The sequence below is a fragment of the Pseudomonas sp. UBA3149 genome (assembly GCF_002364655.1).
Taxonomy (GTDB): Bacteria; Pseudomonadota; Gammaproteobacteria; order Pseudomonadales; family Pseudomonadaceae; genus Chryseomonas; species Chryseomonas luteola.
In genome coordinates this window covers 38,143-54,192 of sequence record NZ_DEYV01000025.1, presented here as the reverse complement: position 1 = coordinate 54,192, position 16,050 = coordinate 38,143, and the positions used below count along the sequence as shown (strand labels likewise).

The following is a 16,050-nucleotide window of genomic DNA, read 5'->3' as shown; positions in this document are numbered from 1 at the left end:
TTGTCCTCTCGCGATATACCTATTTAAAGATTTTATGCCATCAGGCTTTGGCCTCGGCGGGCGCATTCGTTAACATAACCGGCTTTTTGAATGGGCGGGAGAAGCTACTACATGGCGCAGTATCAACCTGGGCAACGTTGGATCAGTGACAGTGAAGCCGAGCTGGGGCTCGGTACCATCCTGGCACAGGATGGACGCCTTCTGACCGTACTGTATCCGGCTACCGGAGAAACACGCCAGTATGCTCAACGCAACGCACCCCTGACCCGCGTACGCTTCGCACCAGGTGATGAAATCACCCACTTTGAAGGCTGGAAACTCACTGTTCGTGAGGTGGAAGAAAACGAAGGCCTGCTCACCTATCACGGTTTGAACGCTAAAAACGAACCTCGCACGATGACCGAGGCAGAACTGTCCAACTTTATTCAGTTCCGTCTGGCAAGTGATCGTCTTTTCGCAGGTCAAATCGACCCGCTTTCCTGGTTCAGCCTGCGTTACCACACACTTGAACACAGCAGTCGTCTCTTACAATCGCCACTCTGGGGGCTGGCAGGCGCTCGAGCCCAACCTATCCCACACCAGCTGCATATTGCCCGTAGTGTAGCCGACCGTATTGCTCCGCGTGTCCTTTTGGCCGACGAAGTGGGCCTTGGCAAGACGATCGAAGCAGGTCTTGTTATTCATCGCCAGCTACTCAGCGGTCGTGCGCGTCGCATTCTGATTCTTGTGCCTGAAAACCTCCAGCATCAGTGGCTGGTAGAGATGCGCCGGCGCTTCAATCTGGAAGTCGCCCTGTTCGATTCAGAGCGCTTCCGCGCCAGTGACGCGACCAATCCTTTTGAAGATAATCAGATTGCTTTGGTCTCTTTGGACTGGCTAAAGCGTGATGAGCGCGCCCAGGACGCCGCGTTTGCAGCCGGCTGGGACCTTATGGTTGTGGATGAAGCCCATCACCTTGTATGGCACCCGGAACAGGTAAGTCCCGAATATGCTCTGGTCGAGCAGCTGGCTGAAGTCATCCCTGGCGTCCTGCTTCTGACCGCTACGCCCGAACAGCTTGGTCAAGACAGCCACTTTGCCCGCCTGCGCCTGCTGGATCCTAATCGCTTCCACGATTTTGAAGCATTCCGTAATGAAAGTGCCAATTACCGCCCGGTTGCCGAAGCTGTTCAAGAGCTGCTGGACCACGGTACGATGAGCGATGCTTCACGTGTTGCCATTCATGGCTTCCTGGGCGAGGAAGGCGATACGCTGCTTACATCCGCTGCGGCTGGTGACGAAGAGGCTCGTTCACGCCTTATTCGTGAGCTGCTGGACCGTCACGGGACAGGTCGGGTTCTTTTCCGTAATACTCGCGCCGCAGTGCTGGGCTTTCCAGAGCGAAACCTGGATGCATCAGCCTTGCCCTTCCCGGATCAGTACATGGATGCCAGCGCCTCGCTGTATCCTGAAACACTGTATGTTCCAGAGGATGAAAACGATCGCTGGTGGCGCCATGACCCACGTGTAGAGTGGCTGATTGAAACCCTCAAAGGCTTGAAAAAATTCAAGGTTCTAGTCATCTGCGCACATGCAGAGACTGCACTGGATTTGGAAGACGCCTTGCGACTGCGCTCGGGCATTCCGGCCACGGTTTTCCATGAGCGGATGAGCATTCTTGAGCGTGACCGGGCTGCCGCCTACTTCGCTGACGAAGAATTTGGGGCGCAGGTACTGATCTGCTCTGAAATTGGTAGTGAAGGACGCAACTTCCAGTTTGCCCATCATCTCGTGTTGTTCGATCTACCCGCACACCCTGACTTGCTGGAGCAGCGAATCGGCCGCCTGGACCGGATCGGCCAGCGCCACACTATTCAGCTGCATGTACCTTACCTCGAAGGTAGCGCACAGGAGCGCAAGTTCCAGTGGTACCACCATGCACTGAATGCGTTTCTGTCAACCTGTCCTACCGGCAATACGCTAGAGCAGCGCTTCGGTGAACAGCTCAACACGCTGCTCCCTGGTGGAGATGAAGACAGCTGGCAAGCTCTGCTGGAAGACGGTCGCCGCACACGTGAGACACTTGAAGCCGAGCTGCATACAGGCCGCGATCGGTTGCTTGAGCTTAACTCCAGTGGCTCCGGCGAAGGTGAAGAGCTTCAGGAGGCGATCCTGGAACAGGATGACGAGTTTGCACTGCCGATCTATATGGAGAAGCTATTGGATGCCTTTGGTGTTGACAGCGAAGACCACTCCGATAATGCGCTCATTCTCAAGCCCAGCGAAAAAATGCTCGATGCAGGCTTCCCGCTGGGTAACGATGAAGGTGTGACGATTACCTATGATCGGGATCTGGCCCTGGCACGCGAAGACATGCAGTTTCTTACCTGGGAGCACCCCATGGTCCAGGGCGGCATGGACCTTGTGCTATCAGGCTCGATGGGCAACACGGCGGTAGCGCTGATCAAGAACAAGGCACTCAAGCCTGGCACAGTACTGCTTGAATTGCTTTACGTCAGCGAGGCGGTAGCCCCACGTTCACTTCAGTTGACTCGCTTCCTGCCCCCTATTGCCCTTCGTTGCCTGCTGGATGCAAACGGCAATGATCTGGCTGCACGCGTTTCGTTCGAGACGCTTAATGATCAGCTGGAAAGCGTACCACGCGGAAGCGCCAACAAGTTTGTTCAAGCCCAGCGTGACGCCTTGAGCAAACTCGTGGCGGCTGGCGAAGGCAAGGTATTGCCTCGTCATAACGAGCGCGTCGAACTGGCACGTCAGCGTTTCGTTGCCAACATGGACGAGGAGCTGGCTCGCTTGACGGCATTGCAAGCCGTCAACCCAAGTGTTCGTGATACTGAAATCGACACCCTGCGTCAGCAGCGTGAAGAAGGTATTGCCCACTTGGACAAAGCATCGCTACGCCTTGAATCTATACGGGTTCTAGTAGCTGGTTGATGACAAAGGCCCTTCTCAGAAGGGCCTTTTCATTTCCACTGCGCTATGCCAGCACCTCAACAGGCATACCGATATTCACTGCGCCTGGATTAAGCTGGATCAGATTCTGCCCAAAGTAAACGGCGCCCTCATGTTCTCTATAAGTCTTCAGTGTTGCTAAAGGCTCCCGGTCATGACTGCGCACGCTGGTAACCGGATCAACAGTAATCAGTACACACCGAGAGCAAGGCTTCACAATACGAAATTCAACCTCCCCTATTCGTATATGCGTCCATTTATCCTCCGCGTAAGCCTTGCTACCTTCAACGACCAGATTAGGTCTGAACCGCCTCATATCCAAAGGCCGGCCCACACGCTGAGCCAGATCATCCAGAGAGGCCTGGCCAATCAGTAGCAATGGAAAACCATCTGCGAAATTAACGTGATCACCAGGACTGGCATAAGCAGTATCAACCTGACGCGCCCGACTTTCGGGCATGTACACTAAGCGACAAGGTCTGTCCAAGAAGGTGCTTAACCAGGCATTGGCTTCTTCTCCTGCCTCTGGAACCTGGAACGTGTCTCGCCAGAGTGTGACGCCCTGCAGGGCCCCATCTGGCAGAGGAACAGAAATTTCAAGCGTTGACATTCCGGGGGCATTAAGCGAGAGACAACCGTTACTGATCCAACGGGCTACAATCTGCCCCATGCTGGGTAACAATCGCTGGGTCAGGAAACGTCCTGTCGAAGCCTCTACCACCATCCATCGCCGATCACCCGCCACGCCTAGGCAATCAATATCGGCACGCTCAAGAGGCTCAGGCGCAGTAGATTTGACGGGATAACGATAAAGTCCGCTGAGATGAAACATGGCACGGCTTCCTGTCGACCAAAGAAGCCGTGAGTCTAGAAAAGATCAGCGCCTGTGTGCAGGCTTGACGGACAAAATTATCGTCAGGACCTACACTTATTGGTCTAGCAGGCTCAATCGGGTTCGTACCGCCTCAACCAATAAATCAGGCTGGAACTTGGACAGGAATGCGTTGCAGCCTACTTTCTTGACCATCGCCTCGTTGAAACTACCGGATAGCGAGGTATGGAGTACGACGTAGAGGCTACTGAGCTGAGGATCCTGACGGATCTCCGTCGTTAGGCGATAGCCATCCATCTCCGGCATTTCAGCGTCTGTAATAAGCATTAGCAGCTTCTCAGAGACATTGACCCCGTCCTTGGCCCATTGTTTGAGTTTCTGCAACGCCTTGAGACCATCTGTAGCGATGTGGAAGGTCAAACCGAGCTGCGTCAGTGTATCGCGCATCTGATTGAGCGCGGTGCTGGAGTCATCCACCAACATAATTTCACGTGACTTCGCTTTGGTTAGCAACGAGTCGTCCAAGCGCTCGCGGGAAACCTTGACGTTATAAGGCACGATTTCAGCCAGTACTTTTTCTACATCGATGACTTCGATCAGCTTGTCCTCAAACTTGGTAATAGCCGTCAGATAATGTTGACGACCGGCTCCACCCGGAGGGGGTTGGATGCTGTCCCAGTTAAGGTTGATGATGCGATCCACGCTTCCTACCAGGAACGCCTGGACGGTGCGGTTGTACTCAGTGACGATAATCGTGCTGTTTTGATCAGGCACAATCGGCCTCATCCCAATGGCACATGCCAAGTCAATAACCGGCAGTGTTTGTCCGCGCAGATGAATGACACCGCAGACCATCGGATTACGCTTGGGCATTAAAGTCAGTTTGGGCAGGTGCAATACTTCCTGCACCTTAAACACGTTGATGGCAAACATCTGCCGACTGGACAGACGAAACATCAGAATTTCCAGACGGTTCTCGCCTACCAGCTGCGTGCGCTGGTCGACAGAATCAAGAATGCTAGCCATGCCAAATCTCCTAAGAATAGCGTTTCCTAGGTATCGGCCATCTTGCAAGGACCTTGAAGCGAAACTCTGCAAAAGCCCGTCCGCTCAGCCACGACAGATGGCTGTATGGCTCTTACTGTATCGGCATGCGGTAGGGTCTACTTAAAGCGTTTTTACGCCTCCGTCTAACCGGCCTCTTAATACGGTTGAGCAGACTGGTTAGATCAGCAGGCATGAAAAAGCCGGGACACGCCCGGCTTCAGCCACTATTGTCAATCAGGCTTTCGGCAGTGTTACACCGCGTTGCCCCTGATACTTTCCACCACGATCCTTGTAAGACACCTCGCAAGGCTCGTCAGATTCCAGGAACAGCATTTGAGCCACGCCTTCGTTAGCATAGATCTTAGCTGGCAGGTTGGTAGTATTGGAGAACTCCAATGTTACGTGCCCTTCCCACTCCGGCTCAAGCGGCGTGACATTCACAATAATGCCACAGCGGGCATAAGTGCTTTTGCCAAGGCAGATGGTCAATACGTTACGAGGAATACGGAAGTACTCGACGGTACGCGCCAGCGCAAAGGAGTTTGGCGGAATAACGCAAACATCTCCCTTGATATCGACGAAGCTTTTTTCATCGAAATTCTTCGGGTCGACGGTAGCTGAATGGATGTTGGTGAATACTTTGAACTCATCAGCGCAGCGCACATCGTAACCGTAGCTGGACACGCCAAAAGAGATCAGCCGGTCGGCTCCCTCCCCACGCATCTGCCGCTCAACGAACGGCTCGATCATGCCGTGTTCCTGGGCCATGCGGCGAATCCACTTATCTGCTTTGATGCTCATGGCACTGTCCTGTCAGGGGTAAAAACATAACCGCACATCTTACCGGTACGGCGGCACTCATCAAAGACCTAAACCATGAGAAAGCGAAGGACCAACGCTATTCAGTCCCTCGCTCGTCAATGGTATCAGTCGTCCGAAACCGTGATGGTGGGCATGATGGCAGCCTTTTTTCCACTCTGAGAAATGCGTGCGCCAACATGACGCGCCATATCCTGATAAATCATGGCGATCTGGCTGTCTGGATCAGCGATGGCCGTAGGACGTCCTTGGTCCGCCTGCTCGCGAATAGCCATGGATAGCGGCAGAGAGGCTAGAAGATCAACCCCATACTGACTGGCAAGCTTGTTGCCGCCGCCCTCGCCAAACAAATGCTCGGCATGACCACAATTCGAGCAGATGTGCACAGCCATATTCTCGACTACGCCCAACACTGGAATATTGACCTTACGGAACATCTCAACGCCCTTCTTGGCATCAAGAAGGGCCAGATCCTGCGGAGTCGTTACGATGACAGAACCAGCTACAGGAACCTTCTGGGCCAGCGTAAGCTGGATGTCACCCGTGCCTGGCGGCATATCGATGACGAGGTAATCCAGATTATTCCAGGCGGTCTGAGTAATCAGCTGCAGCAGCGCGCCCGACACCATCGGACCACGCCACACCACAGGTGTGCGCTCATCGGTCAGGAAAGCCATGGACATGACTTCGACCCCATGTGCCACCAGCGGAATGAACCACTTCTCATCCTGGATCTTGGGACGTGTACCTTCAGGCAAACCAAACATGATGCCCTGGCTGGGGCCGTAGATGTCGGCATCCAGGATACCTACTCGAGCCCCTTCACGTGCCAGGGCCAGCGCGAGGTTGGCAGAAGTCGTGGACTTGCCGACCCCACCCTTACCAGACGCGACCGCAATAATATTCTTTACGTTTGACATCGCCTCAACCTGAGGCTGAGCCGCATGGGGCTTGATGACACACTGGATCTGGACATCCGCCTGGGTCACACCTGGCAGGTTTTCCAACGAATTCTTGAGCACCTGTGCCATGCCATTCTTGAACAGTCCCGCCGCATAACCCAGTTCGATGCTAACGACGATGTGTCCGCCGTTAAGGGTGACATCGCGCAGGCAACCTGCGGTGACCAGGTCCTGGTTGAGGTAGGGATCGGTGTACTGGCGCAGAGTGGCTTCTACCACTTCGCGGGTAAGTGCGCTCATAACAGCTCCAAACAAGGGTACGGTGTAATCGTAGTCACTATGCTACCGGTCAGGCAGGATAAAACCTACCCGAATACTCAGCTATTGGACCAGGCGTGAAAAAAAACGGTTCGGCCTTTATAGTGTTCAATTATTTTTAGCCTTAATTGACAGTCGAGCCCTATGTCCGAACCCCGGAAGATTCTTGTCACTAGCGCCCTCCCCTATGCCAACGGTTCGATTCACCTTGGCCATATGCTGGAGTACATCCAGACTGACATCTGGGTGCGCTATCAAAAACTGCGCGGCAACCAGTGCATCTATGTCTGTGCCGATGATGCCCATGGCTCCGCCATCATGCTGCGCGCCGAACGTGAAGGCGTTACGCCGCAACAGCTTATTGATGGTGTTCGCACCGAGCACATGGCGGATTTCGCCGATTTTCTTATTGATTTCGACAATTACTATTCGACGCACTCGGAAGAGAACCGTGCGCTGGCAAGCCAGATCTATCTGAAGCTACGGGATGCAGGCCACATTGCTACACGTGCAGTGACCCAGTACTTCGACCCGGATAAGAACATGTTCCTGGCTGACCGCTTCATCAAGGGCACTTGCCCTAAATGCGGCACCGAGGATCAATATGGTGATAACTGCGAAAAGTGTGGCGCTACCTATGAACCAACGGATCTGATCAATCCAAAGTCAGCCATCTCCGGCGCGACACCTGTTCTCAAGGAATCGCAACACTTTTTCTTCAAGCTACCTGACTTCGACGCCATGCTCAAAAGCTGGACGCGCGGCGGCGCCTTACAGGAGTCAGTAGCCAACAAGATTGCCGAATGGCTCGATGCCGGTCTGCAGGAGTGGGACATCAGCCGTGACGCGCCTTACTTCGGCTTCGAAATCCCTGATGCGCCTGGCAAGTATTTTTATGTCTGGCTGGACGCTCCAATTGGCTACATGGCCAGCTTCCAGAACCTGATCACTCATCGTCCGGAACTAGGTCTTGAGTTCGATGCATTCTGGGGCAAGGACTCCACCGCAGAGCTCTATCACTTTATCGGCAAAGATATTGTCAACTTCCATGCCTTATTCTGGCCAGCTATGCTGGAGGGTGCAGGCTACCGCAAGCCTACCGCCGTCAACGTTCATGGTTACGTTACGGTAAATGGGCAGAAAATGTCGAAGTCACGCGGTACATTCGTCAAGGCACGTACTTACCTTGAGCATCTCTCGCCTGAATACCTGCGTTACTACTATGCCGCCAAGCTGGGTCGCGGTGTAGATGACCTGGATCTGAACCTTGAAGATTTTGTCCAGAAAGTCAATTCCGATCTGGTGGGCAAGGTTGTCAATATCGCCAGCCGCTGTGCTGGCTTCATTCACAAGGGTAATAACGGGCTCTTGATCGAGGCCAACCCGGCACCTGAACTCTGGCAGGCATTTCAGGCCGCGGCGCCCAGCATCGCCGAAGCCTATGAAGGTCGCGAATTTGGGCGCGCCATGCGTGAAATCATGGCGCTGGCCGACCAGGCTAACGCCTGGATTGCTGAAAAAGCGCCTTGGGCACTGGCCAAGCAGGAAGGTAAACAGGATGAAGTCCAGGCAATCTGCGCATTGGGCATCAATCTCTTCCGTCAACTGGTCATCTTCCTCAAGCCCGTACTCCCCAAGCTCGCAGAGGCCGCCGAAACGTTCCTGAATATAGCTCCGCTGCACTGGGAAGATCTTTCAACGGCATTGGCGAATCATCAGCTAAACCCATTTGCACCCCTCATGACACGAATCGAATCTGCAAAAGTGACCGAGATGATCGAAGCATCAAAAGAAGACCTGACTGCCAGCACTACAGCGCCTCAGGCCTCCAATAATGGTGAGCTGGCCAAGGAGCCTATTGCAGGAACCATCGACTTCGATGCCTTTTCCGCTGTAGATCTGCGAGTGGCACGTATCGTCAAGGCTGAAGCGGTGGCAGGGGCTGACAAGCTTCTGCAACTCACGCTCGATATTGGCGACGAATTGCGCAATGTGTTCTCTGGAATCAAGAGCGCCTATGACCCCGCTACGCTGGAAGGTCGCCTTACTCTGTACGTTGCCAATCTGGCTCCCCGTAAGATGCGCTTTGGTGTTTCCGAAGGCATGGTGCTGGCAGCCGGTCCTGGTGGGAAAGATATTTTCTTGTTAAGTCCAGACGCGGGTGCCTTGCCAGGGCAGCGAGTGAAGTAATCAAAACGGCCGCTATAAGCGGCCGTTTTCTTACAAGTGGTTGAACAATAACGGCTAAATATTGCAAAGAGACTTGAAAACATAAGCTGTTAGTCGCCTAATAATAAAGCATCTCATTTGCAGGGAAGAGTAATGTTTAATTCCATATTGTCTGGCAAGCGCTGGCTTGGCCTTCTATCAGGCTTTTCTCTGGCTGCCATCATGTCGAGTGGTCTTCATGCTGAGACTATTACTGATATCGCTGGCCGCCAGGTAGAAATTCCTGCCAAGGTTGACCGTATCCTTCTGGGCGAAGGACGGATGCTTTATGCACTGGCTCTACTGGAAGGCGACAAGCCACTCGACCGTATTGTTGGCTGGCAAGGTGAACTCAGTACCGTAGACAAGCAGGGCTACGCGGCCTATCAGGCCAAGTATCCTCAAATCGACAAGATCCCGACTATTGGCAAAACGTCTGAAGCCAGTGTCAACGATGAAAAAGCGATCTCCCTGAAGCCTGATATTGCAATTTTCGGCATTGCTGGTCACGGCCCGGGCGTCAAGAATGAGCTGGTAGAGCAGCTAAAGGCTGCAGGTGTGCCGGTTGTTTTCATTGATTTCCGTCAGCACCCCATGCAAAACACCATTCCCAGTATGCGTGTACTTGGCAAGGCTGTGCATCGAGAAAAGCAGGCTGAAGATTACATTGCGTTCTATCAACGTCATCTGGATCGAATTCAGAAAACCGTCTCAACTACCCCTAGCGACAAACGTCCCAATGTCTTCATCGAAATGCTGGCAGGTATCTGGCCTGGCGCAGCGTGCTGCCATACGGCCGGTAAAGGCAATTTTGGCGAATTTATCGAAGCGGCTGGAGGCAACAACTTGGCCGCTCCCCTGCTGCCTGGCGTAATCGGCGACATCAATGCCGAGACCCTTCTGAGTGTTAACCCTGATATCTACATTGCAAGTGGCACTCGGGACATGAGCTCCACTGACAATGGCCTGAAGTCAGGCACAGGCGTTACAGATGATGCCGCGGCCGCCAGCCTGCAAGGCCTGCTCAAGCGTCAGGAAATCGCGCCGCTCAGAGCTGTTCATGAAGGTCGTACGTACGGCATCTGGCATAATTTCTATAACTCGCCCTACAACATTTTGGCCATCGAGGCATTTGCCAAATGGTTCTACCCGGACGCGTTCAAGGACGTCGACCCCAAGCAAACGCTGGATGAGCTGAATAACCAGTTCCTTCCTGTCGATATCCGTGGCGCCTACTGGACGCAAGCCAAGAGTAATCCATGAACGCCAAGCAATCGATTGAGCATCCTGCCCTGGATGCCTCTCTCTCTAACGATTACCGCTCGCTCCTGAGTAAGCGACTCCTTATTCTGGCGATCTTCGTAATCGCGATTGGTTGTTCGTTATTACTGGACTTCACGCTCGGGCCGGCCGGCCTGAGCGTTAGTGATCTCTGGCAAACCCTGGTGCATCGCGAATCGGTCAGTCCTAGTCAGGCGGTTATTGTCTGGAATATTCGTCTCCCGCAAGCGCTCATGGCCGTTTGTGTCGGCGCAGCGTTAGGCCTTGCCGGCGCCGAAATGCAGACAATACTGAATAACCCTCTGGCCAGCCCTTTCACGCTAGGGCTTTCACACGCCGCCGCGTTCGGAGCGGCCCTGGCCATTGTGTTGAATCTGGGCATTCCGGGTGTACCCAGCGAGTGGCTTATCTCGATCAACGCCTTTGTGTTTGTTCTGGCAGCAACCCTTCTACTCGACGTTGTCGCACGGCTTCGTCAAGCCACAACCAGCGCCATTGTGCTGTTCGGTATTGCCTTGGGCTTTACCTTTCAGGCACTAGTATCGCTGGTTCAATTTGTTGCCAGTGAGGATACGCTTTCAGGACTGGTCTTCTGGACCATGGGAAGCCTTGCCCGAGCCACCTGGCTCAAGCTCGGCATTCTGGCGCTGGCACTTGCCATCGCACTTCCCTTGTCGCTTCGTCGGGCATGGCAGCTGACAGCGTTACGACTCGGTGAGGATCGTGCAGCCAGCTTTGGAATCAATGTCAAGCGCTTAAGGCTAGGCACCCTGCTGAGAGTTAGTATTCTCACCGCCCTGGCTGTGGCGTTTGTAGGCACCATCGGCTTCATTGGCTTGGTAGGCCCGCACATTTCTCGCCTGATCTTTGGCGAAGATCACCGGTTCTATCTACCTGCCAGCGCCTTGGCCGGTGCGTTGATTCTTTCACTTGCATCTGTTGCATCCAAGAACCTGCTCCCCGGCGTGCTGATACCGGTTGGAATCGTAACGGCTCTTGTGGGTATACCCTTTTTCCTCACGGTTGTCCTGCGTAACAAGGGAGGCCTGTAATGCACGCGTTATCTATGCAGGGGCTGAATGTTGGCTATGGCAAAAAAACGATCATTCAGGACCTTACCCTTGAAGGCATTACGCATGGCAAGGTAACCGCCTTGCTCGGTCCCAACGGAAGCGGTAAGTCAACTTTACTCAAGGCCATCGCTGGCCTGACGCCGGCCAAAGGCACCATCACACTGGACGAAGAGGCGCTTACCAGTCTGAGCTTTGCCAAACGCGCGGAGAAAGTGGTCTATCTTCCCCAGACATTGCCTGCCAGCGTCCATCTGCGTGTTTTCGAGTCGCTTCTGGTTGCACGCCGTGCCTCTGGGCAGCCGCATGCCAAAGACACTGAGGACGCGCTTACCCTGCTTAGGCGCCTTGAGATCGAACACCTGGGCATGCACTACCTTGACCAGCTCTCTGGTGGACAAAAACAGCTGGTAGGTCTGGCACAGGCCCTGATCCGCAGACCGACACTGCTTTTACTTGATGAGCCCCTGAGCGCACTCGATCTGAACTTCCAGTTTCATGTGATGGACGTGATAGCCCAGGAAACACGTCAGCGCGATATGGTTACCCTTATCGTGTTGCACGATATCAACATCGCCTTGAGACAAACCGACCATATTGTCATGCTCAAGAATGGACGCCTGGCGGCTCATGGCACTCCGCAGAGCGTGATCGATGCGGATAGTCTGGCAGAAGTTTATGGAGTTCGCGCACGGATTGAGTCTTGCTCCAAAGGGCGACCGCAAGTCCTGATCGATGGCCTCCATAGCGCCTCGTTGATCTAGCAGCCTGCCGCTGGCCAGCGGCAGGTGTTCATTCGCGGCCATATCCCGGATAATACGCCCCTGTCTGGCTATCCGCTTTATCTGCTGACCATGCTTGAATTTGTTTTTGGCGCCATGCGCACGTCACTGGATGTATGTGCATGAGCCTGATACATGCAGTCGACGCGCTTTTACCGCAAACCCAGTGCGGTAAATGTGGCCATCCTGGCTGTCTCCCTTATGCCACTTCCATTGCGGCGGGCGAAGCCATTAACAAATGTCCTCCCGGTGGGGATGAAACCATTCATGATCTGGCCGTGCTGCTGGGCGTCGAGGCCACGCCTCTGGACTCACCCTACCCGCCCACACCTGCTCAGGTAGCGTTCATTCGTGAGGCAGAATGCATTGGCTGTACCAAATGCTTAAAGGCTTGCCCGGTGGATGCCATCGTAGGCGCAGCAAAGCTGATGCACACGGTCATAGCGGCTGAATGTACCGGATGTGAACTGTGCATTGCGCCTTGCCCTGTCGACTGTATCGATCTGAACCCGCTACCTGTACAACCTTCTCACGAACAGCAACGGCAGCAAGCGGCTCATTACCGCTTACGCTATGACGCACACAACGCACGTCTGGCGCGTGAAGAGCAGCGTAAACAGGCCGAGCGAGATGCACGTCTGGCACGCTCTCAATTGTCGACAGAGGCGGTTCAAACTGCCACGTCAGTCGATCCTGTCCAGGCAGCAATATCGCGCATCAAAGCTCAGAAAGATCCATCCACTGATGCGGACGTAATACTTAAAAAACTCAAGATCAACGCCTCTACAGCCCAAATGGCGCTCAAGAAAGCTGAAAAGCAGCTGGCTCAGCGTGCCACACAACAATTGGAAGATCAGGTTAAATGGCTCAAGCAGGCCGCTGAAGCCGCTCAGCAAGCGCTGGATGAAGCGCTGAGTGGTAGCCGCCCTTCAAGCCAAGCCCAACCGATTGTTGTTTCTGCTGAAATAAAGCGAGCCAAAATCAATGCTGCCATGGCACGAGCGCAACTCAGTAAAGCTGAGAAAGCATTCGGGCAACAGCCAACCCCGGAACAGCAAGAGCAGCTGAGCATGCTTCACGGTTCAGCTGCCGCTGCTGCACAAGCCCTAGCAAATCTTGAAGATCAGACACCGTCCAAGACACCGGACGCATTGAAACAGGCAAAGTTGGGTCTAGTAAGTGCCCGTGCCGCGTTTCTCTCAGCAGAGCGTAACGGTGCGCCTCAAGAGGAGCTTTCGCAACTACGCCAAATGCTTCATCAGGCTGAGAACGCTTTGGACATGGCTGAAAAGGCTTCAGACAGACCTCTGCCGGAGCATACTCGGATACAGAAAAGCCTTGTCGACTCTCTAACGCGGACCCTTAAGACGCAGATTGCTTATGCCAAGGCAGAAGTAAAACGCCTTGAACGCGACAGGGACACTTCCGAGAATGTCTTGTTGGAAGTGCGTGGCCGATTGACCGAGCTTGAAAATAAACTGTCAGAGCATTTGGCATCGTAATGATACGTTAGCCCTTATACCGTGAAAGCCGAGCCACTATTCCCATGAATGCCGCCAAGCGCCTGGAAATCTTTCGTCGTCTCCACGAGGACAACCCTGATCCCAAGACCGAGCTGTCCTACACGACGCCTTTCGAATTACTGATTGCCGTAATGCTATCGGCACAAGCCACCGATAAAGGGGTCAACAAGGCAACCGCAAAGTTGTTCCCAGTGGCCAACACTCCGGAAACCCTGTATGCCCTTGGTGTGGATGGGCTTTCTGCATACATCAATACGATCAATTTCTATAACACAAAAGCCAAGAACGTTATCGAGACCTGCCGTATTTTGATCGAGCAGTACAACGATGAAGTTCCACAGACACGTGAGGCACTGGAAGCCCTTCCTGGCGTAGGTCGTAAAACTGCAAATGTCATTTTAAACACAGCGTTTCGGCAGTTTGCGATGGCCGTTGATACGCATATTTTCCGTGTCAGCAACCGGACCAATCTTGCTCCAGGAAAAAATGTGGTTGAGGTGGAGCAAAAGCTTCTCAAGGTGGTTCCGAAGGAATATCTGCTGGATGCACACCACTGGTTGATTCTGCATGGGCGCTACGTGTGTCAGGCGCGAAAACCCCGCTGTGGGAGCTGTCGCATTGAGGACCTGTGCGAATACAAAGCCAAGACATCGGATAATTGATAAGTACCGTAACTTTCAAGCTGATCGATTAAAAAAATCTTTTTTACGACTCATCACTTTGTCGCTATAAGGTGCGCCAAAAGGGCTGTGTAGTCCTCTCAAACTGCACCCGCTCCTTGACCACCTCATGCTAGGAGTTTTCTCATGGCGAGCGAGAAAAGTGATATCGAACTTGATGATGACTTCGTAGAAACCGAGGGTGACGTTGAGGCTGCTGATGTGCCTGTCAGCAAAACCAACCTTACCAAGCGCCGCTTGATAGACAATATGCTTGAAGAGCGTCGCTTGAAGCGTCAGATCTCGGAATACGATTTCGATCTGTAAATAAAAAAAGCCCGGTTGGGCTTTTTTTATTAGCGCTTAAGAGCGAGAGCCCCTCCAGACGGAAGGGCTGCCCAGGTATTGATCCGGGGCAAGATCACTCAAAACAATTTGCGTCCGCTATTAGCGGCGATACGCATACGCAGTGCATTGAGCTTGATGAAACCTGCTGCATCAGCCTGGTTGTAAGCACCACCGTCTTCTTCAAACGTAGCGATATTCGCATCGAACAGGGAATCGTCAGATTTACGACCAACGACAATTACGTTGCCTTTATACAACTTCAGACGTACGACCCCGTTTACGTTGGACTGAGAAGCATCGATCATCTGCTGCAGCATCAGGCGTTCGGGACTCCACCAATAGCCGGTATAGATCAGGCTCGCATAGCGAGGCATGAGCTCATCCTTGAGGTGGGCGACTTCACGATCCAGGGTAATGGACTCGATAGCTCGGTGGGCCTTGAGCATAATGGTGCCGCCAGGCGTTTCATAGCAGCCACGCGACTTCATTCCCACGTAACGGTTCTCAACGATATCCAGACGGCCAATACCGTTTTCGCCACCGATGCGATTGAGCTCAGCCAGCACATGGGCAGGCGTCACGTCCTTGCCATCGATAGCCACGATATCACCAGCACGGTAAGTCAATTCGATATACGTCGGCTGATCCGGAGCAGCCTCTGGCGACTTGGTCCAGCGCCACATGTCCTCCTCATGCTCAGTCCATGTGTCTTCCAGCACACCACCTTCATAAGAGATGTGTAGGAGGTTAGCATCCATGGAATAAGGCGATTTTTTCTTGCCGTGACGCTCGATCGGGATATTGTGCTTTTCTGCATAATCCATGAGCTTTTCGCGGGACAACAAATCCCACTCACGCCAGGGTGCAATAACCTTTACGCCAGGCTTGAGCGCATAGGCTCCCAGTTCGAAGCGTACCTGATCATTGCCCTTGCCGGTTGCACCGTGGGAGATGGCATCAGCGCCCGTTTCGTTGGCAATTTCGATCAATCGCTTGGCGATAAGCGGACGAGCAATGGAAGTACCTAGCAGGTATTCGCCTTCGTATACCGTATTCGCCCGGAACATCGGATAAACGAAATCACGAACGAATTCTTCACGCAGGTCTTCGATGAAGATTTCCTTGACGCCTAAAGCCTTGGCTTTAGCGCGAGCGGGCTCCACTTCTTCCCCTTGGCCAAGGTCCGCTGTAAATGTTACGACTTCACAGTTATAGGTATCCTGCAGCCACTTGAGGATCACCGAAGTATCCAGGCCGCCCGAATACGCCAGGACTACCTTCTTGACGTCCGTCATGCCACTCGCTCCCA

General features: G+C 53.5%; 13 protein-coding genes. 8 read left to right on the top strand and 5 right to left on the bottom strand.

Translation table 11 applies throughout. The features are described 5' to 3' along the window. The first annotated feature begins 111 nt into the window (after positions 1-111). Positions 112-2,934 (top strand): RNA polymerase-associated protein RapA, encoded by a 2,823-nt coding sequence (gene rapA, locus B3729_RS14260; RefSeq protein WP_286788212.1) that lies wholly within the window; start codon positions 112-114, stop codon positions 2,932-2,934. Between the two features lie 43 nt (positions 2,935-2,977). Here rapA and B3729_RS14255 read toward each other — a convergent pair whose 3' ends face one another. The 4 genes from B3729_RS14255 to apbC form a co-directional block, all read right to left on the bottom strand. Then, a complete protein-coding gene (locus tag B3729_RS14255; RefSeq protein WP_286788211.1) occupies positions 2,978-3,784 on the bottom strand; it encodes an MOSC domain-containing protein in 807 nt (268 codons plus the stop codon). Positions 3,785-3,880: 96 nt separating this feature from the next. After that, positions 3,881-4,810, bottom strand: a complete 930-nt coding sequence (locus B3729_RS14250) for a chemotaxis protein CheV (RefSeq protein ID WP_010797828.1) — start codon at positions 4,808-4,810, stop codon at positions 3,881-3,883. A gap of 255 nt (positions 4,811-5,065) precedes the next feature. Beyond that, complete coding sequence (dcd, locus tag B3729_RS14245; protein WP_010797827.1) at positions 5,066-5,632, bottom strand: dCTP deaminase; 567 nt, start codon at positions 5,630-5,632, stop codon at positions 5,066-5,068. Positions 5,633-5,757: 125 nt separating this feature from the next. After that, positions 5,758-6,852 carry an iron-sulfur cluster carrier protein ApbC gene (gene apbC, locus B3729_RS14240; RefSeq protein ID WP_074827349.1) on the bottom strand — a complete coding sequence of 365 codons (1,095 nt, stop codon included), beginning with the start codon at positions 6,850-6,852 and terminating at the stop codon, positions 5,758-5,760. Positions 6,853-7,014: 162 nt separating this feature from the next. On the opposite strand from apbC, the gene metG reads away from it, so the two are divergent. The 7 genes from metG (at position 7,015) to B3729_RS14205 (ending at position 14,720) form a co-directional block, all read left to right on the top strand. Continuing rightward, positions 7,015-9,060 carry a methionine--tRNA ligase gene (gene metG, locus B3729_RS14235; protein ID WP_286788210.1) on the top strand — a complete coding sequence of 682 codons (2,046 nt, stop codon included), beginning with the start codon at positions 7,015-7,017 and terminating at the stop codon, positions 9,058-9,060. Positions 9,061-9,192: 132 nt separating this feature from the next. Next, positions 9,193-10,341 (top strand): ABC transporter substrate-binding protein, encoded by a 1,149-nt coding sequence (locus B3729_RS14230; protein WP_286788209.1) that lies wholly within the window; start codon positions 9,193-9,195, stop codon positions 10,339-10,341. Next, positions 10,338-11,411: a FecCD family ABC transporter permease gene (locus B3729_RS14225; RefSeq protein WP_010797823.1), complete on the top strand. Its 1,074-nt coding sequence runs from the start codon at positions 10,338-10,340 to the stop codon at positions 11,409-11,411. The genes B3729_RS14230 and B3729_RS14225 overlap by 4 nt, the downstream gene beginning before the upstream one ends. Then, positions 11,411-12,193, top strand: a complete 783-nt coding sequence (locus tag B3729_RS14220; protein WP_010797822.1) for an ABC transporter ATP-binding protein — start codon at positions 11,411-11,413, stop codon at positions 12,191-12,193. The genes B3729_RS14225 and B3729_RS14220 overlap by 1 nt, the downstream gene beginning before the upstream one ends. A gap of 140 nt (positions 12,194-12,333) precedes the next feature. After that, positions 12,334-13,713 (top strand): RnfABCDGE type electron transport complex subunit B, encoded by a 1,380-nt coding sequence (locus B3729_RS14215; RefSeq protein ID WP_286788208.1) that lies wholly within the window; start codon positions 12,334-12,336, stop codon positions 13,711-13,713. Between the two features lie 44 nt (positions 13,714-13,757). Further along, positions 13,758-14,396, top strand: coding sequence for an endonuclease III (gene nth, locus B3729_RS14210; RefSeq protein WP_286788207.1), 639 nt, complete (start codon positions 13,758-13,760; stop codon positions 14,394-14,396). Between the two features lie 144 nt (positions 14,397-14,540). Beyond that, on the top strand, positions 14,541-14,720 hold the full coding sequence (locus B3729_RS14205; protein ID WP_010797819.1) for a PA3496 family putative envelope integrity protein: 180 nt from the start codon (positions 14,541-14,543) through the stop codon (positions 14,718-14,720). 98 nt (positions 14,721-14,818) lie between these two features. On the opposite strand, the gene B3729_RS14200 is transcribed toward B3729_RS14205, so the two are convergent. After that, a complete protein-coding gene (locus B3729_RS14200; RefSeq protein WP_286788206.1) occupies positions 14,819-16,036 on the bottom strand; it encodes an argininosuccinate synthase in 1,218 nt (405 codons plus the stop codon). Between the last annotated feature and the right edge of the window lie 14 nt (positions 16,037-16,050).

What these genes read in the sequence shown, in the direction of transcription:
- rapA (WP_286788212.1), top strand. Translation starts at nt 112, where the DNA reads ATGGCGCAGTATCAACCTGGGCAACGTTGGATCAGTGACAGTGAAGCC.
- B3729_RS14255 (WP_286788211.1), bottom strand. Translation starts at nt 3,784, where the DNA reads ATGTTTCATCTCAGCGGACTTTATCGTTATCCCGTCAAATCTACTGCG.
- B3729_RS14250 (WP_010797828.1), bottom strand. Translation starts at nt 4,810, where the DNA reads ATGGCTAGCATTCTTGATTCTGTCGACCAGCGCACGCAGCTGGTAGGC.
- dcd (WP_010797827.1), bottom strand. Translation starts at nt 5,632, where the DNA reads ATGAGCATCAAAGCAGATAAGTGGATTCGCCGCATGGCCCAGGAACAC.
- apbC (WP_074827349.1), bottom strand. Translation starts at nt 6,852, where the DNA reads ATGAGCGCACTTACCCGCGAAGTGGTAGAAGCCACTCTGCGCCAGTAC.
- metG (WP_286788210.1), top strand. Translation starts at nt 7,015, where the DNA reads ATGTCCGAACCCCGGAAGATTCTTGTCACTAGCGCCCTCCCCTATGCC.
- B3729_RS14230 (WP_286788209.1), top strand. Translation starts at nt 9,193, where the DNA reads ATGTTTAATTCCATATTGTCTGGCAAGCGCTGGCTTGGCCTTCTATCA.
- B3729_RS14225 (WP_010797823.1), top strand. Translation starts at nt 10,338, where the DNA reads ATGAACGCCAAGCAATCGATTGAGCATCCTGCCCTGGATGCCTCTCTC.
- B3729_RS14220 (WP_010797822.1), top strand. Translation starts at nt 11,411, where the DNA reads ATGCACGCGTTATCTATGCAGGGGCTGAATGTTGGCTATGGCAAAAAA.
- B3729_RS14215 (WP_286788208.1), top strand. Translation starts at nt 12,334, where the DNA reads ATGAGCCTGATACATGCAGTCGACGCGCTTTTACCGCAAACCCAGTGC.
- nth (WP_286788207.1), top strand. Translation starts at nt 13,758, where the DNA reads ATGAATGCCGCCAAGCGCCTGGAAATCTTTCGTCGTCTCCACGAGGAC.
- B3729_RS14205 (WP_010797819.1), top strand. Translation starts at nt 14,541, where the DNA reads ATGGCGAGCGAGAAAAGTGATATCGAACTTGATGATGACTTCGTAGAA.
- B3729_RS14200 (WP_286788206.1), bottom strand. Translation starts at nt 16,036, where the DNA reads ATGACGGACGTCAAGAAGGTAGTCCTGGCGTATTCGGGCGGCCTGGAT.